Origin of the sequence: Caloranaerobacter ferrireducens (assembly GCF_001730685.1) — a bacterium.
GTDB lineage: Bacteria > Bacillota > Clostridia > Tissierellales > Thermohalobacteraceae > Caloranaerobacter > Caloranaerobacter ferrireducens.
Map to the genome: position 1 here is coordinate 514,979 of NZ_MDJR01000001.1, position 25,285 is coordinate 540,263.

The window sequence follows — 25,285 nt, forward strand, 5'->3', positions numbered from 1 at the left end:
GGGGCGTATGCTCCCTTGATTTTATTTTAAAAACTTTATGGAGGTTTTTTATGAGAAAAGGAAAGGTTGTTTTGTTAATTTTTATTGTATTAATGTTGATTACTATTGTATCTTGCAATAGTATTGACAAAGTTAAAGTAGAAAAGGGTTTAATTAATGATAAGAATATAGAGAATAAAAAGATAAGTCAAACTGATGAATTACCAGTAAAAAAAGAAAATAGTTTTATATTTCCAAATAGTCATATTGAAAAGTTAACAGAACAACAATTACGAGGATTGTCACATGAGATTCTTGAATATGCTAGAAATGAAATTTTTGCACGAAAAGGCCATATATTTAAAAAAGAAAAGTATAGAAATTATTTTGCTAAAAAAAGTTGGTATAAACCGACAACTATCGTAGAATTTAGTAGTTTAAATAGTATTGAGAAATATAATGTAAAATTCATTAAATTCTTTGAGGATTTGTATAGTAAGTCTCTTGAAAAACATGAAAATTATAAAACTAATTATGATGTCTATCGATGCAATAAAGAAGTAAATGTAGATATTAATGGTGATGGCAAAACAGAGAGAATTTTATTCAAGCTGGAAAATATGAATAGTTATAAACTTTATATCAACGATTTAGTGATAGAAGGGGAACTAGTCTATTCTAGCAAATACTTTGCTATAGTTGATATTGATAAGAATGATAACTTCAAGGAGATTATAATAAGTGATTATGGACCTAGTGATGATTATATATCGTATTTCTATTATTTTGATGGAGAAGACATTATCAAAATGGGAAATACAGAAGGGTTATTCGAATATGGTATAAAAATAGACGGTACAGACAAGTTTTCAGCAAGAACTAGGGGAAAGATACTACAGACTTGGTTTTTTGATAAATATTATACTTTAACAAAAGAGCATAAATTAGTTGAAATACCTCAAAACATCTATATTACTGATTATGATGTGTTTGTGAAAAAACCAATAAAGTTATTAAGAAATAGGAACAATAGTGATGATTATTTTGTTTTGCATGAAGGACAGAAAGCTACTATAGTTGGAACTGATGATAAAGAATGGTGTTTAGTTGAAACTTCTACAGGTGAAAGAGGATGGTTTGCAGTAGATAAATTTTCGATTATACGAAGTGAAGGGTTAGATGCTTATAAAATATTTGCAGGCTTATGTTACGCTGATTAAATAATGAGAACGACATAAATTATACAACAAATATAAAAAGGACCAATAAAGGGAAAAGTTGACATGGAATGTTTTTTTTATATAATTATTTATAACGATATGTGAAAAACAAAAATAAAGATAATAACAATAGCTATTGTAAAAATAAAATATGAAATTAGTATTAATTTAGGGGGAGTATATGAATAAAAGAATATTTTTGTTTATATTAATTATTTCAATCTTATTAACGATGGGCTGTACAAACAAAGATATATTGACTAATAGCGAGCAAAAAACAGATATAAAAAAGACTGTTGAGTATCTTGCTTCAGAAAAATTTAAAGGCAGATTAACTGGAACAGAAAGTAATAAAGAAGTAGAAAGATTTTTAGCTGAAAGCTTAGAAAAAATTGGTTTAAAAGAATATAAAGACAATAGTTTTTTTGTGCCATACAAACATAATTTTTATAATCCAAAAAAACAAAAATTCGTTATGGTTTTAGAGTTTGATAATAATACAAAAGAAGAGCTAATATATGGCAAAGATTTTTTACCTCAAAATATGATTGCTAATTTAACTATAGAGGGTATTTCAACATCCGATATAAACTATAAAAATATTCAAAATTCAGTTGTAGTATTAGATAATTCAGCTGATTTACAAAAAATATTTAACAAAGCCAAAGCAGCTTTAATAAAGAAAAAAATTTTTGACAAATATATAGTTGTCAGAGATAGCGGCTTTCCAATAATTCAAATAAGTGAAAGAGTATATGATTTGATAAAGGATAGAAATTGCAAAGTGAAAGTAAAATACAATTTAAAGAAAGAGGAAATCGAAGCAAATAATATTGTTGGTATAGTCAAAGGAGAAAATAGTAAAAATGCATTAATTATTTCAGCTCACTTTGATCATGTAGGAACTGCCGCTGATAAAGTATATTATGGAGCTGTCGATAACTGTTCTGGAATAGCAGTACTGTTGAATATAGCTGAAAAATTAACTGAATATTCAAAGAATAATAAATTAGATTATGATATAGTTATATGTGCATTTAACGGTGAAGAATCTAATTTGCAGGGTAGTAGAGCTTTTGTAAATGAAATATTAAATGGATATAATAAAATCTATAATATAAATATTGACAGTATAGGAAGCAAAAATAGGGACAAGCTGCTTATAACAGGGGATAGTGCAGTAAGTAGCTATCTTATAGATGATATTGATAAATTCTTTACTCAAAATGGTTATCAGTGTCAAATTGAAACAGAAGGTGCATATGTTAGCGACCATATTTCTTTTTCAGAAAAAAATATACCGTCTGTTAATTTAAGTGATTCAAATATTAGAAATATACATACACAAAGAGATACATCTGATAAAATAGACTTTGAATATTTGAATAACATAAGCGATACGCTTTTCAATTATATAATTTTAAGTGTGGAAAAATTATTTAATATAAAAGATATTGAAGAGAATTCCAGTGATGAACGTAATCAAAAGAATTTGGAAGAAATTAGTTTTGAAAATGATGAAGAGAGAGAAATAACAGAGAAGTTAAAAAAGGAAAAAGAAAAATTAAAATTTGGTCAGTATAAGCTTGTTAATATAGATGATAAGATATATTTAGTACATAAAGGAAAGGAAACATTTAGTGATATTGAGGAAATAAACAAGATTTTTCCAGATTTTAAAATACTAAAAAACATTGATAATTACGAGTTTAAATCAGCGACTGTGGTAATTGATACTTTACCTATAAAAATGTCAGAGCATATAATAGGTCAAATATATGAAGATAAAGAATTATCTAGCGATAGGATAAGATTTTTTTCATTCAACTACTTAAATAAAGCAGATGAAAATGACTTTATTGAAATAAGTGTTAAAATTCAAAATGAAAACTATGGATATATAAATAGTTTTTTTGATGAAAATCAAATAAAGAGAAAGCAGATTGTTGTGAATGGCCAAACTTTTGATATATTGTATAGCAAAGATTTAAAACATATTGTTTTTGTTGAAACCCAATATATCAAAAATAATAAAGCTTATATTATAGGTATAGGAAAGTATCAAAAAACAACTGCTAAAATAAAAGGTGAAACTAAAATTGTTAATAAAATTAATTGGACTAATGATTCTCTAGAAGATGTAATAGATTTTCTTAAGAAAATAAATATAGATAATTTAGCAATTTAAAAATTCATAAATTAATTATTTGGAATTAGGTGGAGCTTATATATTTGAAACTTAATTTCAAATTTTAGCACCACCTATTCTCCCTTTGAATGAGCTATTCTTGCACATGCAGCTGCTACAATGCCACCAACTAAATCATCTAAAAAAGTATTGACTTTATCAGTAGTTTTACCAAGTTTATCTAATTTGCCTATAATTCCAAATTTCATCTTATCTATATACCCATAGTTAGTAAAACCTATTGAACCATAGACATTTGTTATGCTTAGCGCCAATATTTCATCTATACCATATAATGGCTCATCTTTTTTTATCATGGACAGTAAAGGTTCTTCTAATAAATTTTTTTCAGCTAAAATATCAAGCTGTATTCCAGTTAATATTGCATTTTGCACTTCACGTTTAGATAATACTTTTTCAATGTTAAAAATTGCAGTTTCTATAGAAATATCTGCATAGTCTTTTTGTAGTTCGTAGACAAGCTTAGCCATCTCTTCAATAGTAACTCCTCTTTCTTTAAGCATTTTTTTAACTATTTCTTTCAAAATAAAACCCCCTAAATAGATTCATAATATATATTTTATGCAGTATTTTCTGATTGTATTAACTAATATCTAATTATGTTATAATTTTATTTAGAAAATTTTAGGGGGAATATAAATGAGTAAATTATTTTTCTTTAATGGGAAAATTTTAACTATGGAAGATGACTATAAAGAAGTTGAAAGTGTAGTAATAGAAGATAATAAAATAAATTTTTGTGGTAGTTACAAGGAAGGTAAAAAGCTTATTAATAAAGATACTAAATGTATAGACCTTAAAGGGAGAACTCTCTTACCTGGTTTTAATGATAGTCATATGCATTTAATTAGCTACGGTTTATCAAAGTATAAAGTAGACTTGTCTAATGCTGATTCTATATCATATATGCAGAGGGCTCTAAAAGAGTTTGTTAATAATGAAAAAGTTAAAGTTTTTAAAGAATGGGTATTAGGTCAGGGATGGAATCAAGAAAACTTTATTGAAGGTAGATTGCCTAATAAAGATGATATAGATAAAGTAATTGATGACAGACCTGTATTTTTATCAAGGGCTTGTTACCATATATGTGTAGTTAATTCAATGGCTTTAAAACTTGCTGGAATAACTAAAGAAACTAAGGACCCTGAAGGTGGGAAAATAGATAGAGACCCTATAACAGGCGAGCCTACAGGAATACTTAGGGAAAATGCCGTATATTTAGTTTATAATCTTATACCTTTCACAGAAGACATAGGAGAGATAAAAGAAATAATTCAATCAGCTATAAATGATGCTAATAAGGTAGGAATTACTTCAATACAAACAGATGATTTTTCGCATTTAAAATCATATAAAAAGATTTTAGATGCTTATCAAGAATTGAAAAATGAGGAAAAACTTAATGCAAGGATAAATTTTCAAATGCTACTAGATACAAAAGATAAATTAATTGATTTTTTAAAGTTAAACAAAAAAACTTGTGATGGAGACGAATTTGTTAGGTTTGGACCGCTAAAGCTTTTAGCAGACGGGTCTTTAGGTTCTAGAACAGCGGCATTAGAAGAACCTTATAGTGATGATATTAAAGCTAAAGGTGTGTTAATATATACTACTAAAGAAATAGAGGAAATACTTACTTTAGCACATGTAAATGGTCTTCAGCTAGCAGTACATACAATAGGGGATAGAGCTATGAGACAAGTGCTTGAAGTATATTCTAAACTAAATGAAATGCATTATAGACAAGATGCTAGATTTAGACTGATTCACTGCCAAATAGCATCTAAAGATATAATAAGGAAATTTAAGAAACTTAATGTTATTGCAGATATACAACCTGTTTTTATAAAGACAGATATGCAAATTGCAGAGAAAAGGGTAGGAAAAGAAAGGTTAAGGTATAGTTATGCATGGAAGACTATGTACAATGAAGGTGTATTTTTAGCTGGAGGTTCTGATGCACCTGTTGAATCATTTAATCCTCTTTATGGTATTTATTGTGCAGTAACTAGAAAAGACTTAAATGGCAATCCAGAAGATGGCTGGTGTCCAGATGAAAAATTAGATTTATATACAGCATTAAAGCTATTTACAATAAATCCTGCTTATTGCACATTTGAGGAAAATATAAAAGGGTCTATAAAAGTAGGGAAGCTAGCTGATTTAGTTGTTTTGTCTGAAGACATAACTAAAATACCGTTGGATAAAATTAAAGATGTTAAAGTTGATATGACAGTATTAAACGGAAAAGTAATATTTAGCAGAAATTAAAGCGGTGTAAAATTAGCACCGCTTTAATTAATCAAGCTTATATTCCATATGATATTTTTCAGCTAAAGTTACAATTTCATTTTTATATTTATCCATATATTCTTTTGACTTTTTTAGAAGGTCGCTTGATTTTAGAAGCAATTCATTGTCTTTTTCTTCAATCCCTTTTTGTAATAGTTTTAGTGCTTTTAACTGATATTTTGCTCCTTCGATATAGAGGTTATGTATCTCTTTTAATTCTTTAGTTTTAGGAGATATTTTCATTAATTGATTCAAGAAATCTTCATATGTTGGAATTATTTCATCTTTTAAAGTTGAATAGAATGTACTATAAGTATAGTCATTATTAGAAATTAGATTGTTATATTTTTCAAGAGCATTATTTTCTATTTCAACCACTGGAGGAAGTTCTGCATTTACATAGTTAAATAAATCTCGTTTATTCTGATTTATACATCCAGTCAGCATAAGAACAATAATTAAAATTATAATACCAAAACGTTTCATAAGAACCTCCTTACTTTAAATTTAGCAATTTTAAATTATTGCTATTTATGTATTTAATTTTACCATTTTTATCAATGATTTTATAGTACTTATCAGATAAATCTAGATAATAATCTGCAAATTGATCTGAACTTTCAATAATTCCTACAACTTCATTATCTTTGGTAATACCTTCACCTTGAATAAAATACTTATATTTGTCGCTCCAAAAATAATCTAACTCTAAGTTTTTTTCTTTTATTAAAATAAATTTTTCTGGTATAGAATCTACATTTGATTCTTCGCTTTTAAAAATTTGAATAATCTTAGACGCTTTAATATGTAAGTCTAGATTTTCATCTGTTATTTGTTCAATACTTCCATATTCAACAAGTTTATACCATTTAGGATTTTTAAGTTTTGGTTTTGTCCATTTTTCATAGAAGTATCCTTCGTAGTTAGTAGAAAATCTGAATACTTCTTCATAGGAACTATTTCTTTTAGTAAAAAATCTTGTGTATTTATCATAGAAAAATGCACCGATGTTTTCTTCTAATTCTTCATCAACTATAATAAATATCAGATTTTTGGGTTTATATCTTAAAGTACTGACATTATCAATATAGGCAAGATTTTCTATTTTATCTACATAAACATATCCATCATTATATTTTTTATATATTCCAATTACGCCTAAGTCTTTTGAGATATTAAGAGCAATAATCAAGTCTTCTTCTTCATTATCTACTACGTCGGCAGGATAAATTTTTACTTCGATATAGTCGATATAATCTAGCCAATTGTCATATCCTAAATCTTTTAGGACAATTTTTTTAATTTTGTTTTGAGCATCTTTTTTTAGTTTTTCGTCATTTGAAAAAAAGTTATCAACTAATTTTTCTGAAATATTACTACTTATCAAAAGTATTTCATTAAAAGTTGTTTTTACAACAGAAGCATTATAGTATTGCTGACCAATAAAAGTTGCGATTATAAATAATATTAAAATTAGGAAGGAAATAGCTCCTTTTTTCATCTTTTCACCACCTTTAGTACTTTCTATAAATGATAAAAAAGAGAGTTATTGACAAATTATAAAAATAATATTATAATTAATACACTGCTTTAAACAAATCTAAATATTTCTTTTCAAAGTACCTAATCTATGAACCCTACTAAGTCCATATAACCCTTTATGGTAAATATTATTTAATATGTTTTTCATATATTCTAATAAATAGCTATATAAGAGGGTTATTTTATATAGTTAAATAACCTATTTCACTTATGCCTCGAAAACAATTAAGAATATTTAAAATTTTCAGACAAGAAGAGGGAGGGAGGATAAACTATGAATCAATTAAAAGAAAAGAGAGAAATTTCATTAAAGAGGGCGGCTGAGTTAAAATCAAGGATTGATGATTATTTAGAGGTTAGAGAGTCTATACCTAGAGGTCTTTATATGCAGGATAAATTTGAGGAATTAAAAAAGAAGATATTAGATGTGCTCGGTGGAACACAGGAAGATTGGAATGACTATAAATGGCAATTATCTAATAGGATAACGGATGTTGAAACTTTAAGTAAAATATTAAATTTAACTGAAAAGGAAAAGAAAGAAATTGAGGAAGTCGGCAAAAGATATAGATGGGCTATATCACCTTACTACGCAAGCTTGATGGACCCTGATGATAGATTTGATCCGATAAGGCTTATGGCTATACCTATCTTTGCAGAATTGGCAGGTGATAGCGGTGAAAGCGATCCTATGGGAGAAGAATATACAAATCCTGCAGGTAGTATAACAAGAAGATATCCTGACCGTTTGATTATTAACGTTACTAATGAGTGTGCTATGTATTGCAGACACTGCCAAAGAAGGAGAAATATCGGACAAAAAGATGAACACAAATCTACTGCTGTTATAGAAGAATCAATTAAGTATATTAGAGAAAATAAAGAAATTAGAGATGTACTTATTACAGGGGGAGACCCTCTTACACTACCTGATCATAGATTAGAATGGGTACTAAAAGAGTTAAGAGCAATTCCTCACGTTGAAATAATAAGAATTGGTTCAAGGACCCCAGTAACTATGCCGCAAAGAATTACTGATGAGTTAGTAAATATGTTAAAGAAATACCATCCAATATATCTAAATACTCATTTTAATCATCCAAAAGAAGTAACTGAAGAAGCTAAAAAAGCTTGTGAAAAGTTGGCAAATGCAGGTATACCTTTAGGTAACCAAGCAGTTCTATTAAACGGTATTAATAATGATAAATTTGTTATGAGAGCTTTAAATCATGAATTATTGAAAATAAGAGTTAAGCCGTATTATATATTCCATGCTAAACATGTAATTGGTACATTACATTTTAATACTTCTGTGGATGATGGGTTGGAAATTATGGAATATTTGAGAGGCTATACTTCAGGTATGGCTATACCGACTTATATTATAAATGCACCTAAAGGGCAAGGTAAAACGCCTATATTACCGCAGTATTTAATTTCTAGAGGTAAGGATTACTGTATGATAAGAACATGGGAAGGTAAAGTAATAAAATATGAAAACCATCCAACAAAAGATATTAGAGAAATATTAAGTTAATATAGTTTTTAAGACTAAAAAAAGGAGCATTTTGCTCCTTTTTCTAATACTCTTCCATTTCTGATTCGTCACCATATTCATCTACAAAATCATCGTCAAAAAATTTACTATACTCTTCTTCTAAGATATCATCCAATTCTCCATTTTGTAGATTTTCAAGTTTTTCAATTACAAAATTGTAAGAATCAATTAGTCCCTCATTATCAAAAATTTCACTTATTTCTTCTAACGTTTCTATAGCAATATGTATTATATCGGAAAGGTCATTGACTTCAATACCTGACTCTTCATATTCTTTTTCGGAGATGAGGTTTGATATTAATTCTAGGGCTTGTTCAACGTCATTATTATTGCTGTAGTAAATTTCGTCATATAGTCTGTTTAGTTCGTTAACTTGTATTTTATTCTTATCCATCTAGAAACCTCCCTGTTTTTTATTTATAATATATATGTGTTTACTGCATTATATGAATGATAAGTTATATTATTCCATGAAAAATTTAGCTTAATTCGGGGATTTTGTTAACTAGCAATTCAATTTTAAATCATTAACAAACTAATTTCAATACCTAAATTAATTTTAATCTCTGGAGGGGTTCGAAATGAAAAAATTTGAATACAAAATTGAAAATTTTAAAACACATGGAGCTGTAAAATTAGTATTAACACCTGAACATGAGAAAAAAATGAATGAGCTAGGAGAGCAAGGTTGGGAGTTAGTATCAATGAATAGTATTCTTAATGGTAGAAATTTTATAGCTGTATTTAAAAGAGAAAAGTTAACTTAGGGTGATGATATAGATGTTTAAAAGTGAAATCTTAGAAAAAGGGTTAGGACAATTATATATCTATATAGGAATAGTGATACTTACTTTTGCTCTAAAAAGATATGGAAGAAAAAAATATAAATAGTAAATTTAACCCCCTCTTTAAATATAAGTAGTAAAGAATATTAGTTATTTCAGATTCTTTATGAAAAATTATGCTTTTGTTTTTCGTTTTATAATTTGACGAATAGCGAATGACTAATGACTAACGACGATAATTTAAGGAGGGGGTCAATTTGAAAATATGTGTTGATGCTGGACATGGTGGAAGAGATTTTGGAGCTGTAGGATATGGCTTAAGTGAAAAAGATATAAATTTAGATATTTCTACTAGGTTTGAAAAATTGCTAAAGAAAAAGGGTTATGAAGTAGTAATGACTAGAAGAAAAGATATTACTTTATCGCCAAAAGAAAGGGTTAAAAAAATAAATGGTTTGGAATGTGATTTAGTAATATCAATACACAACAACGGTTCAAATAACAATAAAGCTAATGGTTGTGAAGTAATTTATCCTTATAAATCATTAATAGGGGAAAAGCTAAGCAGAGATATTTTGTTTAATATCTCAAGTTTGGGTTTTTCTGCTCGAAGGGTATACTATAGATTAAATAATAGAGGGAAAGATTATTACTACATTATAAGAGAAATAGAGACATTGTCTATAATAGTAGAGTGTGCATTTATGACTAACTACAAAGATAATATGTTGTTAAGGCAAGATTTTATAAGAAAGCGTATAGCAGAAGCTATAGCTAAAGCTGTAATTAGATACAATAACTTTTTTAAAACCTCCTTCATATTATAATGTAAAAGTATAAAGGAGGTTTGCTATGGATTTTCAAGCTTATGATATTTCTGTTGTTCCTTTAATAATGTTTTTGACTAAGCTAGCTCAGGATTTAGGTTTACCTAAAAAGTTTTGTCCTTTGGTATCTTTGATTTTAGGCATAATTATTGGCATAGCTTACTTTGCACCTAACAATATTCTGAAAGGAATAATAATAGGAATTTTCTTAGCAGCTTCATCAGTAGGTTTTTATAGTGGAACTAAGAATGTATATCAAGGATATAAGCTAAAAAGTAGCAAGAAGAGTAAGAGTAAAAGGAAAAATAATAATAAAACATAAAAAATGTAACGGTACAATAACAATACAATTTCTTAAATCCTCCCTTGACTACCGATACAATTTTGATATAATTATATTAAAGAACAATACATTACATTAATAGGGGGGACTTTTCTTGCAAAACAATAGTATAAAAAAATTAACTTATGGTGGATTAATGATAGCTCTTGTTTTTGTAGCTACAGCTATTATACCTCAAATTCCAGTTCCTTTTACTGAAGGTTACATACATGCTGGAGATAGCATGATTTTTGTAGCTGCGATTTTATTAGGCTGGAAATATGGTGCTATAGCAGGAGGTTTAGGTTCTTCTTTAGCTGATATATATCTAGGATATACACATTGGGCAATTCCGACTTTGATTATTAAAGGAATAATGGGAGCGATAGTAGGTTTTATAGTTAAAGATATAGAAGAAGGTAGTTTAGCAAAAGTTAAAAAGTTTTTAACAGTTATTATAGGTGGCGGATGGGTATTCTTTGGTGTAGCTTTAAAGAATTATTTAGCTGTTAAGTTAGGAAATTTACAAACTTCTGAACTTGCAAACTATTTAGTTGAAAAATTTGATTTAAAAGGTATTAGTGAATTACAAGCATTGGTAGATAAAGTACAAACTTCATTGTTAGTTGCTATTATTTTAATCCCATTATTCGTTATTGTTTTAAGTTTAATACTAAAGAGACAAGGAAAAGAAATGATTAGTGTGAGTAATCTTATGGGGATGACTTTAGCTGGATTATGGATGGTTATAGGATATTATATAGCTGGAGGAATTTTGAAGGGAAACATGATAGTTCCTATTTTCAGTGTACCAGCTAATATTCTGCAATTTGTTGGAGGCTTAATAATTGCTTATCCTGTTGTTTTAGGACTAAAAAGAACAAAATATATTAAAAATATCTAGAAGTCTCAGGGTTTACAGCCTGAGACTTTTTCTTTATACTTATAATCATAAAATAGATAAGGAAGAATAAAATAAGAGTAGCTTTATATTGGGAGGGATTAGATGAAATTAACGGTATTAGGCAATAATGGACCTTATCCTAGACCAGGAGGAGCCTGTTCAGGATATTTGCTTGAAACTGACAATAAAAGAATTTTGATCGACTGCGGGAATGGAGTACTATCTAGATTGCTTAAAATATGCAGTATTAAGGACATTGATATTATCATACTTACTCATTTACATAGTGACCATATAAGTGATATTATGGTCATGAAATATGCAATAGGTGTTAATAAAATGAAAGGCAAATATAATATAACTATACCTTTATATGTACCTACTGATGACTACGAAATGGTAAAAAGGCTTAATTATAATAATTCGTTCAATATAATTCCGATAGAAGAAAATACTATTATCAATTTGGGAGATATTGAGATTACTTTTAGAAGGATGAAACATCCAATTAAGACTTTTGCTGTTAAAGTAAGAAAAGGTGGAAAAACTTTTGTATATTCATCAGATACTTCATACAATGAATCTTTAATAGATTTTTCGAAAAATGCTGATTTGCTGCTTTGTGAAGCGGGAATACTTGAAGAAGATAGAGAAGATAATGCTCCACATTTATCTGCTAAACAGGCTGGTGAGATTGGTAAAAAAGCGGGAGTAAAAAGGTTAATATTGACTCACTTCTGGCCAGAATATAATTTAGAAAGAGTAAAGATAGAAGCTAGTCAAACATTTGATTCAATCTTAGAACTTAGTCAGGAGATGAAAGCTTATTATATTTAAAATAAGAAAAAAGAGGATTAGAGATTTGCTCTAATCCTCAAAATTTTATGCCCCAAAATCTTTCTTCTTCTAGAAGAACTTTTTGAGTTAATCCGTTATTTTGTAAATTTGAAATTATATTTTTATGATGAGGAGTTTCTATAAATTTAATACCCAAGAGCATTGCCAAACAAAATCCTAAGAGTATCAAATCAACCAATGTTCTATTCTGTTTTAACATAAATATTCCTCCTAGATATAAAATACTATCAAGTATGCTGTAGAGATTAAAATAGATATAATCATAATGGGGAAACCAACTTTAATAAAATCTATAAATGTAAGCCTATATTTTGTTTTTTCCAACATACCAGCAACAATTACATTAGCTGATGCACCAACTAAGCTACCGTTTCCTCCTAAGCAAGCACCTAAAGCTAAAGCCCACCAAAGAGGGATAACGTTAATATTTGACATAGCTCCAATACTTTTTATTAATGGAATCATTGTTGCAACAAAAGGAATATTATCAATGAATGCTGAAGCAATAGCAGATACCCAAATAATCATTAAAGTAGTTAGGAAAAGATTACCTTTTGTTAAGAAAACTACTTTTTCTGCTATGGCTTCTATAATACCAACTTCCTCTAGAGCACCAACTAGAATAAATAGTCCTGCGAAGAAAAAAATAGTAGTCCATTCTAATTCAATTAAAATTTCTTCTGGATTTATTTTACTTAAAACTAGTAACACAGAAGCACCTATAAGTGCTACTGTAGCTGATTCAAATTCGAAAATTTGATGTAATGTAAAGCCTATTATAGTTAGTCCTAAGACTATTAAACTTTTTCTAAGTAGAGCATAGTCTTTTATAGCTTTATATTCATCAAAATCCATTATATGCTTTTTGTGTTCTTCATCGACACTAAGCTCTTTACCATATATTAATTTTAATATAAAAATTACAACTATAAAGATAATTACTACTACTGGACCTAAATTAAAAAGAAAATCAAGAAAACCTAAACCAGTTGCGCTACCAATCATAATGTTGGGAGGGTCACCAATTAATGTAGCTGTTCCACCAATATTTGCAGAAAGTATTTCAGGTAGTAAGAATGGTATTGGATTAAGATTTAATGTGTCAGTAATAACTAAAGTAACTGGTGCAATTAATAGAACTGTAGTTACATTATCTAAAAGTGCTGATGAAATAGCAGTTATTATTGAAAAGGATAAAATAATTTTCCACGGATCGCCTTTAGCTAACTTTGCTGATTTAATAGCAATATATTGAAATACTCCCGTTCGTTTAGTTATAGTTACAATAATCATCATGCCGATTAATAATCCTATCGTATTAAAATCGATAGATTCAAAGGCGTATTCCTGACTGATTACTTTAAGACCTAGCATTATTGCTGCACCTAATAGTGCAACTGCAGTTCTGTTAATTTTTTCAGAAATAATGAAAGCATAAGTTAATATAAATACAATCGCAGCGATATAAACATGAGAATTTGTTAGCATATCAACAACTCCTTTTAAATATGTACACACGAATATTATTTTACTCCTATATTAGAATAATTTAAAATCTTATTTGTAACTCTGACATGTTAAATTAACTAATATTTCATTATTATTTTAGAATATCTCCAAAATTCATACTTATACTAATTATTTTGAAAATTCAAAAAACGGCCAAAGGCCGTTTTGTAACTAAAGAGTTTCTGGATCTTTTTTAAAATAAACTCTTTTACAGTTATTTTTAGCTTCTTTGATAATGTCTTGTATTTCTTTAATTTTAGATTTTATTGAATCAGCACATTCACGTGGTACGTTATAATAAAGGTAAAGGTCTTCAAAATTTCTAATGGTTTTGCTCATTTCTTTATTTATTTCAACAAATAAATCGAATACTCTAGAGTTTTTTGCATTTTTGAATTGCTCGATATCGATTTTTATTGTTTCAATTACATCTTCTTCACTTTTAAAAGTACCTGCAGGTTCAGGATAAGGTTCTATCCTTTCCAAAAAATATTTATTATTTTTATTAACGTTATATACATATGAAATCTTTGTTCCATCTAAATCAAATGTAACATAGCACATATAAGAGTTTATCACATCAATCTTAGCTCCCATTTGCGTAAGTATCATATCATGCCTATTTACTTCTGCTTTCATATATCTTCTCATAAATAGTACCTCCTTAATAAACTTAAAATAATTATACCACAATTTTGAAAATTAGAAACATTTAACAAAAAAATTTTTAAAATGATATAATTATTTTAAGTATATTTTAATGGGGTTTTAGTATGAAAAGACCATTTTCTTATATTTTATTTCCGTATATCTTTGGAATTTATCTTAGCTTTAAATTTCATATTACAACAAAGTTGTTACTTATAGGTTTATTGTTTTCTGTGGTTTTGTTTATATTATCAATTTTAAAAGAGAAGGTGTTTATATTTTCCTTGATTTTATTAGTTTTTTTTACTGGATATTATAATGCTAATAGCATAATAAATGAAGATAAACTAGATTTTTTGTATGATAATAGAGTAGAATATACAGGTATAATTAAAAAAGAAATTACTAAAAATCCTTCATATTCAAAATATGTATTAATTGCTGATTATACTAAAATTAATGGAACTACTTATCATATAAAAGAAAAAGTATTGTTAAATATTAATGGAAAAAAGGCTTTTAAAGAAGGAGATAAAGTAAAAGGAGTTGGAGTTGTAAAGAGACCTAAGGCAAATACAAATCCGAGGTTGTTTAATTACAGACTTTACTTGAAGACACAAAATATAAATTTAATAATATATTCAAAAGATTATTCAATTTATTTATTATCTAGAAATAACTTGAATTTTTTCGAGTATAATGCTCAAATAATTCGAAAAACATTCTTAAATGTACTAGATACAACATTGTCAGAAGAAAATAGTTCAATAATTAAATCAATTATTTTGGGAGAAAGTTCGTATTTAGATAAAAATACACTTAATAGCTTTAGAGAGATGGGAATTTCTCATGTATTAGCAGTATCTGGTCTTCATATAGGAATAATTTCAGCTTTTTTTCTTTTTATTTTTGCTATATTACGACTAGATAAAAGATTGTCTACGATTATTACAATAATATTAATTTGGAGTTATGGTTACATAGTAGAATTTCCTCCATCAGTATTAAGAGCTTCAATTATTTTTACAGTACTAATGATTTCTAATTTGAATTTTAGAAGATATGATGTAGTAAACGGTATTTTATTTGGGGCTTTTATTTTACTTATTTTTAAGCCACTATGGATTTTTAATATAGGTTTTCAACTATCATTTGTATCAGCTTTATTATTAGTATTGTTTACAAAAAGAATAGAATTGCTATTAAAGTTAAATAACAAAATTGGAAAGCTGATATCTCCTGTTTTAGCAGTGCAAATTGGCATATTGCCACTACTAGCATATCATTTTAATAATATATCTTTAATAGCAATAATAACTAATCTAGTTTTAGTTCCAATATTATCTTTTTCAGTTATAGGAGGGTTTATTTTAATTTTTGTTTCTTATCTTAATATAAATATTGCTTTATTTTTAGGAGCATTATTGAATACAATTTTGAATTTAACTAGATTTGTAATGAATTTTTTTGATATGTTTCCATATAAAGCATTAACACTACCTCAGCCGTCATTTGAGAGTATTATTTACTATTATCTCGCCGTATTTATACTTTTGAGTTATATAAAACTTGATTTGCTATCTGTGAAGATTAAGAAAGCTTTTTTGATAAGTACTTTATTTACTATACTATTGATAGTATTCTATATTACTTTACAAAATAATGTAGAAATAGAATTTCTAGATGTTGGACAAGGTGATTGTAGCTTGATTAACCTTAATAACGAAAAATTTTTCTTAATAGATACTGGTGGTTCACTTACAGGTGAATTCGACATTGGTGAAAATATACTTTATCCGTATTTAGTTAAAAAGGGTATTTTTACTTTGGATGGAGTTTTTATATCTCATTTTCACGAAGACCATTGTGAAGCTTTACTAAAATTAATTGAAAGACTTAAAATAAAAAATATATTTATATCATATGAAAATATACAGAATGACCTTTATTTAGATATTATTAAAAAAGCAGCAGAAAAAGATATACCAGTTAAAATATTAACTAGAGGTGATAAAATAAAGGTAACTAAAAGTGTATCTTTTGAAGTTTTATATCCTAATAAAGATATAAATAAAAGTAGATATGAAAATGAGAACAACTTGTCTATGGTATTGCTTCTAGAGGTATATGGGAAAAAAGTTTTGTTTACTGGAGATATAGAATCGGAAGTGGAAAAAATAGTGTCAAGTCAAAACAATATAGACATAGATATTCTTAAAATACCTCATCATGGTAGTAATACATCTTCAACTGAAGAATTTTTAAAATCAGTTAAACCTGAATATGGTATTATAAGTGTAGGTATCAACTATTTTGGACATCCTAGTGAAGAAGTGCTAAAAAGATATAAAAAACATAATATAAAAATTTATAGAACTGATAAAGATGGGTTAGTTACAATACAAATCACACCAAGCAAATATAAGATATATGGGTTTATTAGTAATTAAAACTTTAAGACCAAGGGAGTGTTACTATGAGTTATAGACAAATTTTAAATGATATTCAAAATAATGATTTAAAAAGAGTTTATCTTATATATGGTAAGGAAAACTATTTAATTGATTGGATAATAAATGAGATAAAAGAAAAATATATAGATAAAAGTTTTGAGTCTCTTAATTACGTGTATTTAGATGGAAAAGAAGTAAGTGTAGATTCAATTATAAATGCCTGTGAGACGCTACCTTTTATGTCAGATAAAAAAATTGTAATTATAGAGAACTTAATATTTTTAACAGGTGGAAAACTAGGTAGCAAAGAAGATGAGCAGCGTTTAAATGAATATATTTCTAAGATAAGCAGTTTCACTTGTTTAATTTTTGTTGTTAGAGAAGAGAAGATTGATAACAGAAAAAAGCTAGTTAAAAATATAAAAAATGTTGGTATGGTTGTTGAATTATCAAAAATAAAAGGAGACGATTTAATTAAATGGGTATCTAAGCTATTTAGTAAATATAATAAAAAGATAACAAAAAATGATATTTTACATTTTATTGAAAATACAGGGTATTTAGAGTTTAGTAGTAATAAGACACTTTATGATTTGGAAAATGAAATTATAAAAATATGTAATTATTTAGGGGATAGAAAGAAAGTTGAGATTGAAGATATAGATAAAATTCTGATTCGAAGTCTTGAAAATAATATTTTTAAATTAGTTGATTCAGTTGGTCAAAAAAGGACAGATAGGGCACTAACACTTTTAAATGAGATGATATTAAATAATGAACCAATACAGTTGATTTTACATATGGTTATCAAACAAATTAGACTTTTATTTATGACAAAACTTTTAGAAGGAAAAGGGTATAGTCAAGGTGTTATTGCACAAAAGCTAGGAGTTCAGAATTTTGTAGTAAAAAAATTGATTGAACAAAGCAGGAATTTTAGAATTGAAGAATTACAAAGTGCATTTGAAAGATGTTTAAAAGTAGATGAAAGTATTAAAAAAGGTGAAATAGAGAGTAGGCTAGCACTTGAAATGTTGATTGTTGAGTTTTCAAGAAGTATTTAAAAGTTTTCAAAAAAAAATAATTCGGGCTTTTGCCCGAAGTATAAGTGCTACATATTTAATTAAACAGCTTCATTTAATCTCTTAGCTAAACGGCTAACCTTTCTTGAAGCTGCATTTTTATGAATAGTCCCTTTTGCAGCAGCTCTATAAAGCTTTTTCTCAACTAATCTAAGTAAGCTTTTAGCTTCTTCAATATTTCCGCTTTCTAATGCTTCATTAAACTTTCTGATGTAAGTCTTGATTTCTGACTTTCTTCTTCTATTTATAGCAGTTCTTTTTTCTATAACTTTAATTCTCTTCTTAGCTGATTTAATATTTGCCATAGGTTCACCCCCTTCAAATGCAATTGACAAATGATATTTTACCATGAACATATATAAATTGCAAGAAAAATATGTTATTTCTTTTATTCCCATGTATCAATGAAATTATGCAGTCAAAGAGATAAATTTGAAAACAAAAATAAGAATAAATAATTTAATAAAGAGTTAACATAAAGATACTACTATATATAAAGGTGGTGTCAAAATGCTACAAATAAGAACTGACTTGGCTATTGAAGCGAGAGAGTTATATAAAGAAAAGAATAATGTTGAAGTATCTGGAGTTGAAGTTGAGAGAGAGGAAAAAGAGAATTATACAATAACAAGAGTAAAAATAGTTAATGAATATGGAGCAAATCAAATGGGGAAACCAATAGGTAATTATATTACTATTGAAGCACCAGCATTAAAAAAAGCTGATCAGGATTTAAAAGATGAAATTAGTAAAGTATTAGCTAAAGAACTTAAGGCTTTACACAAACTTGATAAAAGTAATAAAACTTTAGTTGTAGGTTTGGGTAACTGGAATGTAACTCCTGATGCTTTGGGTCCGAAAGTAGTAGATAAAATTTTGGTTACAAGACATTACTTTGAGGCTTACAAAAAGACTGAAGATGAAACAATGGCAAATGTTTCAGCTATTTCTCCAGGTGTAATGGGACTTACTGGGATTGAAACAGGAGAAATAATAAAGGGGGTTGTTGAAAAGATTAAACCAGATTTAGTTATAGCTGTAGATGCATTAGCATCTAGAAAAATGGAAAGAGTAAGCAGTACTATCCAAATTTCTGATACAGGAATTAGTCCTGGTTCTGGTGTGGGAAATAAAAGGAAAGGTTTAAATAAAGAATATCTGGGTGTCCCAGTTATAGCGATAGGTGTACCAACTGTAGTTGATGCTGCAACAATGGTAAATGATACTATTGATATGATAGTAGGTGAAATGAAAAAACAGGCTAAGGTTGGCAGTAATTTTTATTCTATGCTAGAAGAGATGGAAAGTGAAGATAAATATCAATTAATTAAAGAAGTATTAAATCCTTATATGGGAAATGTTATGGTTACACCAAAAGAAGTTGATGATTTGATTAACGACCTTTCACAAGTAATTGCAAATGGATTAAATATCTCATTGCATCCAGGAATTGATTTAAAAGATGTAAATAGGTATTTAAATTAGCGATTTAAGCTTAGGCTTAGGTCGCTTTTTTCTATCATAATAGCAAAAATTATGGAATATAATTTCATATAGCAGTCTAACATTAGAGAAGTATAGGGGAGTGTTACCTATGAGGCTTAGGATCTATAAAGACAAGGGGATTTGGTATATTATAATAGCTATTTTGTGTTTAGTATTGTTTTTCGTCGGCTTTAGAATAATTTCTAAGCTTTCAAACGATTTTGCCAAAGACGATAATGAAGAAGTTGTAGAGGCATTTAACTATATTTCCCACTATAATGGAGAAAATGAAAATAGTTTAGACAAAATAAATACTACTGATTTATTTAGTGTAGAGAATGAAGAACATTATTTAAAAATTGATGGCGTAGATAATTTTTTTTTGAAAATAATCATTAATTCTAATTCATATATGAAGGTTATGTATTATCAAAAATATAAAAATAGCTCTGATAAGGGTTTTGTTAGTGAATTGTTAAATAGTTTAAAATCATATTTTCAAATGACATCTTTTTTGAAAGCTCAGATAGAATCAATTTTAAATAAAGAAGAAGATATTACTCCTGTAAATAATTTAAATTATTTTAGTACAAATGAAACGAAAGATAATGAAAATCAAAATATTGCTAAGCAGCCAGTTGGTTCGAATGAAGATGGAGAAGTAAAGATAAAGGAAGATATAATATTTATTGAGGACCCTTTCGAGACAAATGAAGGAGATATTTTAACGGATAAAAATATAGAACTAAAAATGGTAAAAAAATTAAAAGTTAATAAAGAAAAACCATATATACTTATATATCATACACATGGAACTGAGGCATATTTGCCTATAAGAACAAATAGATTTCATACGACAAAAAGGGATTATAATGTTATAAAGATAGGTGATATTATAACAGAGGTACTTAAAGAAAAAGGTCATAATGTTAAGCATATTGATATCTATCATGATATACCTTCATATAATCAATCATATACAAGATCTTTATCAACGGTTAAGGAGATTATAAATAAAGATAAAAATATAAAGATAATTTTTGATATACATAGAGATGGTATTCCAGAAGATGCAAGCTATATTAAAAAGGCTTTAGCTCAGAGCAAGGTTAAAATTAACGGTGTTGATGTTGCTACTTATACATTTGTTATTGGTCCTGAAAATCCAAATAAAGATGAAATATTAAATTTCGCTAAATATATAAAAGAAGTTTCTGACAAGATGTATCCTGGATTATGTAAGGGAATTGTAATAAAACCTTATGGTAAATTTAATCAATATGTAAAAGATCATTATGCATTAATAGAAGTTGGTAGCAATTTAAATACAATTGAAGAAGCCAAAAGATCAGCAAAACTTATAGGAAATGTTTTAGATATGGCATTAAGAGGTATTATTGAATAGATTTTAAGTTCTTTTTTTTTTAGAATAAAAGTGCTATAATAATGTATGTGCTGATTTGGAGGTGTTTACATGAGTGAAGAAGCTAAAAAGGAAATACTAGAATGGATAAAAAGTATATTATTTGCTGTTGTTATAGCTATAATAATTAAAACTTTTATTTTCAATACTACATATGTTCTTGGTTATTCAATGTATCCGACTCTACATGAAGGCGACAGATTGTTTACGAATAAACTGATATATATTATAGGAGAACCGAAAAGAGGAGACATAGTTGTACTTAAAGCACCAGATGTACCAGATAAAGATTACATAAAACGTGTGGTAGCTGTTGAAAATGATGAGATAAAAATAGTAGATGGCAAGGTATATATTAATGGAAAAGTGCTAGATGAATATTATTTGAAAGGTAGTTTGTATACTCATGGTAATATAGATTTGAAGGTTCCTGAAGGTTATGTGTTTGTGTTAGGTGATAATAGAAAGTTAGGTGCAAGTAAAGATAGTAGGTATTTTGGACCAGTACCTGTAAAGCTTATTAAAGGTAAAGCAGTATTTAGGTATTATCCTTTTGATAGTAGATTTGGATCATTGTATAAATAGGTATAAATATTTTTAACTTTGTCCATAATAATCTTGGTGATTATTATGAGAACAAGGCTTGAAAAATTAAATGAAAGAAAGCTTAGACGTAAGATAAGACAAAGAAAAAGATTGGCGATTTTATTGGTTACTTTGATTTTATTCATTGGACTTAGAATCGTTGACCAATCTTTTATCGAACTTTTGCAAATAGAAGATGAGAAACTGTTTGAATACAGTTATTTTAATGGTATATATAAAATACAATTAATGGGAAATATCTATAACATAAAGAAATCTGATATTGATATGTACTATAAGAAATATAAAACTATAGTATTAAATTATGTTAATCGAATAAGAGATTTAATAGTAGGATTTAAAAAAAATGAGCCGGGCTTAAGCCCGGTGTTTTAGTATGTTAACGTTTTATTAATTTATACTTTTAACACATTATATATTATGTTATAATTGTTTAGAATTACTTCCATGTTATGAGGAGGATAGATATGCCGAAAGATAGACAGAAAAGAGTAAGAAATTTTTCTATAATAGCTCATATAGATCATGGTAAATCAACATTAGCCGATAGATTGATAGAGAAGACAGGCCTTCTTACTGAAAGAGAGATGAAGGACCAAATATTAGATAATATGGATTTAGAGCGTGAAAGAGGAATTACAATAAAATTACAAACTACAAGATTAATCTATAAGGCTAAAGATGGCGAAGAGTACATCTTAAATCTTATAGATACACCAGGTCATGTCGATTTTAACTATGAGGTATCAAGAAGTTTAGCTGCTTGTGAAGGTGCTCTTTTAGTAGTTGATGCAGCACAAGGCGTTGAGGCACAAACTTTAGCAAATGTTTATTTAGCATTAGAACAAGATTTAGAGATAATACCTGTTATTAATAAAATAGACTTACCAAGTGCAAGACCAGAAGAAGTAAAAAGAGAAATAGAAGAGGTAATAGGATTAGATTGTGAAGATGCACCTATGATATCAGCTAAGGAAGGACTAAATATAGAGGATGTATTAGAAAGTATCGTAAAGAAAATACCAGCACCTACAGGAGATATTAATGCTCCATTGAAAGCTTTGATATTTGATTCATATTATGATAGCTATAAAGGCGTTATAACTTATATAAGAGTAGTTGAAGGAAGTATAAAGCCAGGTATGAAAATAAAAATGATGGCAACGGGTAAAACTTTTGAAGTTAATGAGGTTGGTATATTTGCACCTAATCAAGTGCCAGTTAAAGAATTAAATGCTGGAGATGTTGGTTATGTTGCTGCAAGTATAAAAAATGTTAGAGATGCAAGAGTTGGAGATACGATAACAGATGCACAAAATCCAACTGAAAAGCCGCTGCCAGGCTATAAGAAAGTTACACCTATGGTATACTGTGGGGTATATCCAGCTGAGGGTGAAGACTATAATAACGTTAAAGATGCATTAGAAAAACTACAAGTAAATGATGCTGCATTAGTGTTTGAGCCTGAGACATCTGCAGCATTGGGTTTTGGATTTAGATGTGGATTTTTAGGATTATTGCATATGGAAATTATTCAGGAAAGATTAGAAAGAGAATTTAATTTAAATATTGTTACTACAGCTCCTAGTGTTATTTATAAGGTAATGAAAAAAGATGGAGAAATGCTGACTATTCAAAATCCAACAAACTTGCCACCAGTGGCTGAAATAGAGTATATGGAAGAGCCGATAGTTGAAGCTTCAATTATGACACCTACTGACTATGTTGGAGCTGTAATGGAATTATGTCAGTCAAGAAGAGGAATATTTAAGAATATGGAATATTTAGATCAATCAAGAGTAGTAATGCATTATGATTTACCATTAAATGAAGTAATTTACGACTTTTTTGATGCACTTAAATCAAAAACAAAAGGATATGCCTCTTTTGATTATGAGCTTAAGGGATATCAGAAATCAGATTTAGTTAAATTAGATATTTTAATCAACAAAGAGCTTGTTGATGCATTTTCTATAATAGTTCATAGAGATAAGGCTTATGAAAGAGCTAGAAGTATAGTTGAAAAGTTAAAGGACGTTATACCGAGACATTTATTTGCTGTTCCAATTCAGGCAGCGATTGGTTCAAAAGTAATTGCTAGAGAAACTATCAAAGCATTAAGAAAAGATGTTCTTGCAAAATGTTATGGTGGGGACGTATCAAGAAAGAAAAAACTATTGCAGAAACAAAAAGAAGGTAAAAAACGAATGAGACAATTAGGTAATGTTGAAGTACCTCAGGAAGCCTTTTTAGCAGTATTGAAGTTTGATGATAAATAAAATTATATATGAAAATAACATTCATGCGAAAGAATTTACTTTTATTTTCATATATTTTGAAAGATTTACTTTGTTAACAAATAGGCACACTTTAGTAGTGTGCCTTAAAATTTAATTAAAGGAGAATTAATTATGAATGAATTAGGATTATACATTCATATACCATTTTGTGTAAGCAAATGTTTTTATTGTGATTTTAATTCATATACAGATAAATCATATATTATTGAAGATTATATAAAATATTTAAAGAAAGAAATAGATTTGTATTCGGTTGAATTAAAAGATTATAAAGTTAAAACAATATTTATTGGAGGTGGAACCCCTTCTAGTATAGATAGCAAATATATCTGTGATATTGTAAATCATGTTTATAAAAAGTTTGATCTTTCTATGTTAATTGAATTTACAATAGAAGCAAATCCGAAAACGTTAAATAAATATAAATTAAATGATTATAAAAACTTGGGAATAAACAGAATAAGTTTAGGTTTGCAGTCTTTCAATGATAATTTATTAAAGAGTATAGGACGAATTCATACTGCTAGAGATTTTTTAGAAAGCTATGATTTAATAAGAAAGTTTGGTTTTGATAATGTTAATATAGATGTAATGTTTAATTTGCCAGGACAGACAATAAAAGATGTTGTTGATACATTGAAAAAAGTTATTGCACTAAAAACAGAACATATTTCATTTTATAGTTTAAAAATAGAAGAAGGGACATTGTTTTATAAACTATATAATGAATCTAGATTAAACTTACCTGATGAAGATATAGAAAGGGATATGTATTATAAGGGAATAGAATTATTAGAAGATAACAATTTTATACATTATGAAATATCTAATTTCGCCAAACCTGGTTATGAATGTAAGCACAACTTAATATATTGGAATGTAAAACCTTATCTTGGATTAGGATTATCTGCTCATTCTAATATAAGCAGTAAAAGATGGAGCAATTTTGGAGATTTTAAGCAGTATTTTAAGTGTTTAAGTGAAGATAGTTTGCCTGTTGAAGAAAGTGAAAAAATAGATATAGAAATGGAAATAGCAGAATTTATGATATTAGGATTAAGATTAATTAAAGGGATAAGAAAACAAGACTTTAAAAATAGATTCGGGTTAAACGTAGAAAATGTGTATGGCAGACAGTTAAAAAGTTTAGAAGATAAAGATTTAATAGAAAATAAAGAAGAATATATTAGGTTAACAAAAAGAGGAATCGATTTATCCAACTTAGTTTTTGTAGAATTACTCCCTTAGCTTGCTTATTAATTAGCAACTATCAACTACTGACT

The 25,285-nt window shown here is 27.7% G+C and carries 25 protein-coding genes; 17 read left to right on the forward strand and 8 right to left on the reverse strand.

Annotated features, from left to right (window positions below):
• Nucleotides 1-50: 50 nt before the first annotated feature.
• Together BFN48_RS02465 and BFN48_RS02470 are read left to right on the forward strand one after the other, a co-directional pair.
• A complete protein-coding gene (locus BFN48_RS02465) occupies nucleotides 51-1,199 on the forward strand; it encodes a YARHG domain-containing protein (protein WP_069649276.1) in 1,149 nt (382 codons plus the stop codon).
• Nucleotides 1,200-1,380: 181 nt separating this feature from the next.
• Complete coding sequence (locus tag BFN48_RS02470; RefSeq protein WP_069649277.1) at nucleotides 1,381-3,387, forward strand: M28 family metallopeptidase; 2,007 nt, start codon at nucleotides 1,381-1,383, stop codon at nucleotides 3,385-3,387.
• 74 nt (nucleotides 3,388-3,461) lie between these two features.
• Here the strand turns inward: BFN48_RS02470 and BFN48_RS02475 are convergent, their stop codons facing one another.
• Nucleotides 3,462-3,911: a phosphatidylglycerophosphatase A family protein gene (locus tag BFN48_RS02475; protein WP_207644693.1), complete on the reverse strand. Its 450-nt coding sequence runs from the start codon at nucleotides 3,909-3,911 to the stop codon at nucleotides 3,462-3,464.
• 136 nt (nucleotides 3,912-4,047) lie between these two features.
• On the opposite strand from BFN48_RS02475, the gene BFN48_RS02480 reads away from it, so the two are divergent.
• Nucleotides 4,048-5,679 carry an amidohydrolase gene (locus BFN48_RS02480; protein WP_069649279.1) on the forward strand — a complete coding sequence of 544 codons (1,632 nt, stop codon included), beginning with the start codon at nucleotides 4,048-4,050 and terminating at the stop codon, nucleotides 5,677-5,679.
• 27 nt (nucleotides 5,680-5,706) lie between these two features.
• On the opposite strand, the gene BFN48_RS02485 is transcribed toward BFN48_RS02480, so the two are convergent.
• Both BFN48_RS02485 and BFN48_RS02490 read right to left on the reverse strand, forming a co-directional pair.
• The gene (locus BFN48_RS02485; RefSeq protein ID WP_069649280.1) at nucleotides 5,707-6,186 is read right to left on the reverse strand and encodes a hypothetical protein; all 480 of its coding nucleotides are present in this window, start codon (nucleotides 6,184-6,186) and stop codon (nucleotides 5,707-5,709) included.
• 10 nt (nucleotides 6,187-6,196) lie between these two features.
• Complete coding sequence (locus BFN48_RS02490; protein WP_069649281.1) at nucleotides 6,197-7,201, reverse strand: hypothetical protein; 1,005 nt, start codon at nucleotides 7,199-7,201, stop codon at nucleotides 6,197-6,199.
• A 315-nt stretch (nucleotides 7,202-7,516) separates the two neighbouring features.
• Here BFN48_RS02490 and eam point away from each other — a divergent pair, with 315 nt between their 5' ends.
• Nucleotides 7,517-8,779, forward strand: a complete 1,263-nt coding sequence (eam, locus tag BFN48_RS02495; RefSeq protein ID WP_069649282.1) for a glutamate 2,3-aminomutase — start codon at nucleotides 7,517-7,519, stop codon at nucleotides 8,777-8,779.
• 43 nt (nucleotides 8,780-8,822) lie between these two features.
• Here the strand turns inward: eam and BFN48_RS02500 are convergent, their stop codons facing one another.
• The gene (locus BFN48_RS02500; protein WP_069649283.1) at nucleotides 8,823-9,194 is read right to left on the reverse strand and encodes a hypothetical protein; all 372 of its coding nucleotides are present in this window, start codon (nucleotides 9,192-9,194) and stop codon (nucleotides 8,823-8,825) included.
• Nucleotides 9,195-9,381: 187 nt separating this feature from the next.
• Here BFN48_RS02500 and BFN48_RS02505 point away from each other — a divergent pair, with 187 nt between their 5' ends.
• The 5 genes from BFN48_RS02505 (at nucleotide 9,382) to BFN48_RS02525 (ending at nucleotide 12,475) form a co-directional block, all read left to right on the forward strand.
• Complete coding sequence (locus tag BFN48_RS02505; protein WP_069649284.1) at nucleotides 9,382-9,567, forward strand: DUF4177 domain-containing protein; 186 nt, start codon at nucleotides 9,382-9,384, stop codon at nucleotides 9,565-9,567.
• A gap of 275 nt (nucleotides 9,568-9,842) precedes the next feature.
• On the forward strand, nucleotides 9,843-10,412 hold the full coding sequence (locus tag BFN48_RS02510; protein ID WP_069649285.1) for an N-acetylmuramoyl-L-alanine amidase family protein: 570 nt from the start codon (nucleotides 9,843-9,845) through the stop codon (nucleotides 10,410-10,412).
• 25 nt (nucleotides 10,413-10,437) lie between these two features.
• Nucleotides 10,438-10,734, forward strand: coding sequence for a hypothetical protein (locus BFN48_RS02515; RefSeq protein ID WP_069649286.1), 297 nt, complete (start codon nucleotides 10,438-10,440; stop codon nucleotides 10,732-10,734).
• 115 nt (nucleotides 10,735-10,849) lie between these two features.
• Nucleotides 10,850-11,638 carry an ECF transporter S component gene (locus BFN48_RS02520; protein WP_069649287.1) on the forward strand — a complete coding sequence of 263 codons (789 nt, stop codon included), beginning with the start codon at nucleotides 10,850-10,852 and terminating at the stop codon, nucleotides 11,636-11,638.
• Between the two features lie 102 nt (nucleotides 11,639-11,740).
• Nucleotides 11,741-12,475, forward strand: a complete 735-nt coding sequence (locus BFN48_RS02525) for an MBL fold metallo-hydrolase (protein ID WP_069649288.1) — start codon at nucleotides 11,741-11,743, stop codon at nucleotides 12,473-12,475.
• Between the two features lie 37 nt (nucleotides 12,476-12,512).
• Here the strand turns inward: BFN48_RS02525 and BFN48_RS02530 are convergent, their stop codons facing one another.
• The 3 genes from BFN48_RS02530 to BFN48_RS02540 form a co-directional block, all read right to left on the reverse strand.
• On the reverse strand, nucleotides 12,513-12,695 hold the full coding sequence (locus BFN48_RS02530; RefSeq protein WP_069649289.1) for a hypothetical protein: 183 nt from the start codon (nucleotides 12,693-12,695) through the stop codon (nucleotides 12,513-12,515).
• 11 nt (nucleotides 12,696-12,706) lie between these two features.
• On the reverse strand, nucleotides 12,707-13,984 hold the full coding sequence (locus BFN48_RS02535; protein WP_069649290.1) for an ArsB/NhaD family transporter: 1,278 nt from the start codon (nucleotides 13,982-13,984) through the stop codon (nucleotides 12,707-12,709).
• Between the two features lie 192 nt (nucleotides 13,985-14,176).
• Entirely contained in the window at nucleotides 14,177-14,656 is a 480-nt protein-coding gene (locus tag BFN48_RS02540; protein WP_069649291.1) for an ROK family protein, read from the reverse strand.
• A 122-nt stretch (nucleotides 14,657-14,778) separates the two neighbouring features.
• Here BFN48_RS02540 and BFN48_RS02545 point away from each other — a divergent pair, with 122 nt between their 5' ends.
• Nucleotides 14,779-17,103, forward strand: a complete 2,325-nt coding sequence (locus BFN48_RS02545; protein WP_069649292.1) for a DNA internalization-related competence protein ComEC/Rec2 — start codon at nucleotides 14,779-14,781, stop codon at nucleotides 17,101-17,103.
• 26 nt (nucleotides 17,104-17,129) lie between these two features.
• Nucleotides 17,130-18,170, forward strand: coding sequence for a DNA polymerase III subunit delta (holA, locus tag BFN48_RS02550; protein WP_069649293.1), 1,041 nt, complete (start codon nucleotides 17,130-17,132; stop codon nucleotides 18,168-18,170).
• Between the two features lie 59 nt (nucleotides 18,171-18,229).
• On the opposite strand, the gene rpsT is transcribed toward holA, so the two are convergent.
• Nucleotides 18,230-18,493 carry a 30S ribosomal protein S20 gene (gene rpsT / locus BFN48_RS02555; RefSeq protein WP_069649294.1) on the reverse strand — a complete coding sequence of 88 codons (264 nt, stop codon included), beginning with the start codon at nucleotides 18,491-18,493 and terminating at the stop codon, nucleotides 18,230-18,232.
• Between the two features lie 205 nt (nucleotides 18,494-18,698).
• Here rpsT and gpr point away from each other — a divergent pair, with 205 nt between their 5' ends.
• The 6 genes from gpr (at nucleotide 18,699) to hemW (ending at nucleotide 25,250) form a co-directional block, all read left to right on the forward strand.
• Nucleotides 18,699-19,673 (forward strand): GPR endopeptidase, encoded by a 975-nt coding sequence (gene gpr / locus BFN48_RS02560; protein WP_069649295.1) that lies wholly within the window; start codon nucleotides 18,699-18,701, stop codon nucleotides 19,671-19,673.
• A 109-nt stretch (nucleotides 19,674-19,782) separates the two neighbouring features.
• Nucleotides 19,783-21,078 (forward strand): stage II sporulation protein P, encoded by a 1,296-nt coding sequence (gene spoIIP / locus BFN48_RS02565; protein ID WP_069649296.1) that lies wholly within the window; start codon nucleotides 19,783-19,785, stop codon nucleotides 21,076-21,078.
• 69 nt (nucleotides 21,079-21,147) lie between these two features.
• Nucleotides 21,148-21,681, forward strand: a complete 534-nt coding sequence (lepB, locus tag BFN48_RS02570) for a signal peptidase I (RefSeq protein WP_069649297.1) — start codon at nucleotides 21,148-21,150, stop codon at nucleotides 21,679-21,681.
• Between the two features lie 36 nt (nucleotides 21,682-21,717).
• A complete protein-coding gene (locus tag BFN48_RS02575) occupies nucleotides 21,718-22,077 on the forward strand; it encodes a hypothetical protein (RefSeq protein ID WP_176718794.1) in 360 nt (119 codons plus the stop codon).
• A 92-nt stretch (nucleotides 22,078-22,169) separates the two neighbouring features.
• Nucleotides 22,170-23,981: a translation elongation factor 4 gene (lepA, locus tag BFN48_RS02580; RefSeq protein WP_069649299.1), complete on the forward strand. Its 1,812-nt coding sequence runs from the start codon at nucleotides 22,170-22,172 to the stop codon at nucleotides 23,979-23,981.
• 132 nt (nucleotides 23,982-24,113) lie between these two features.
• Nucleotides 24,114-25,250 carry a radical SAM family heme chaperone HemW gene (hemW, locus tag BFN48_RS02585; RefSeq protein WP_069649300.1) on the forward strand — a complete coding sequence of 379 codons (1,137 nt, stop codon included), beginning with the start codon at nucleotides 24,114-24,116 and terminating at the stop codon, nucleotides 25,248-25,250.
• The last annotated feature ends 35 nt before the right edge of the window (nucleotides 25,251-25,285 follow it).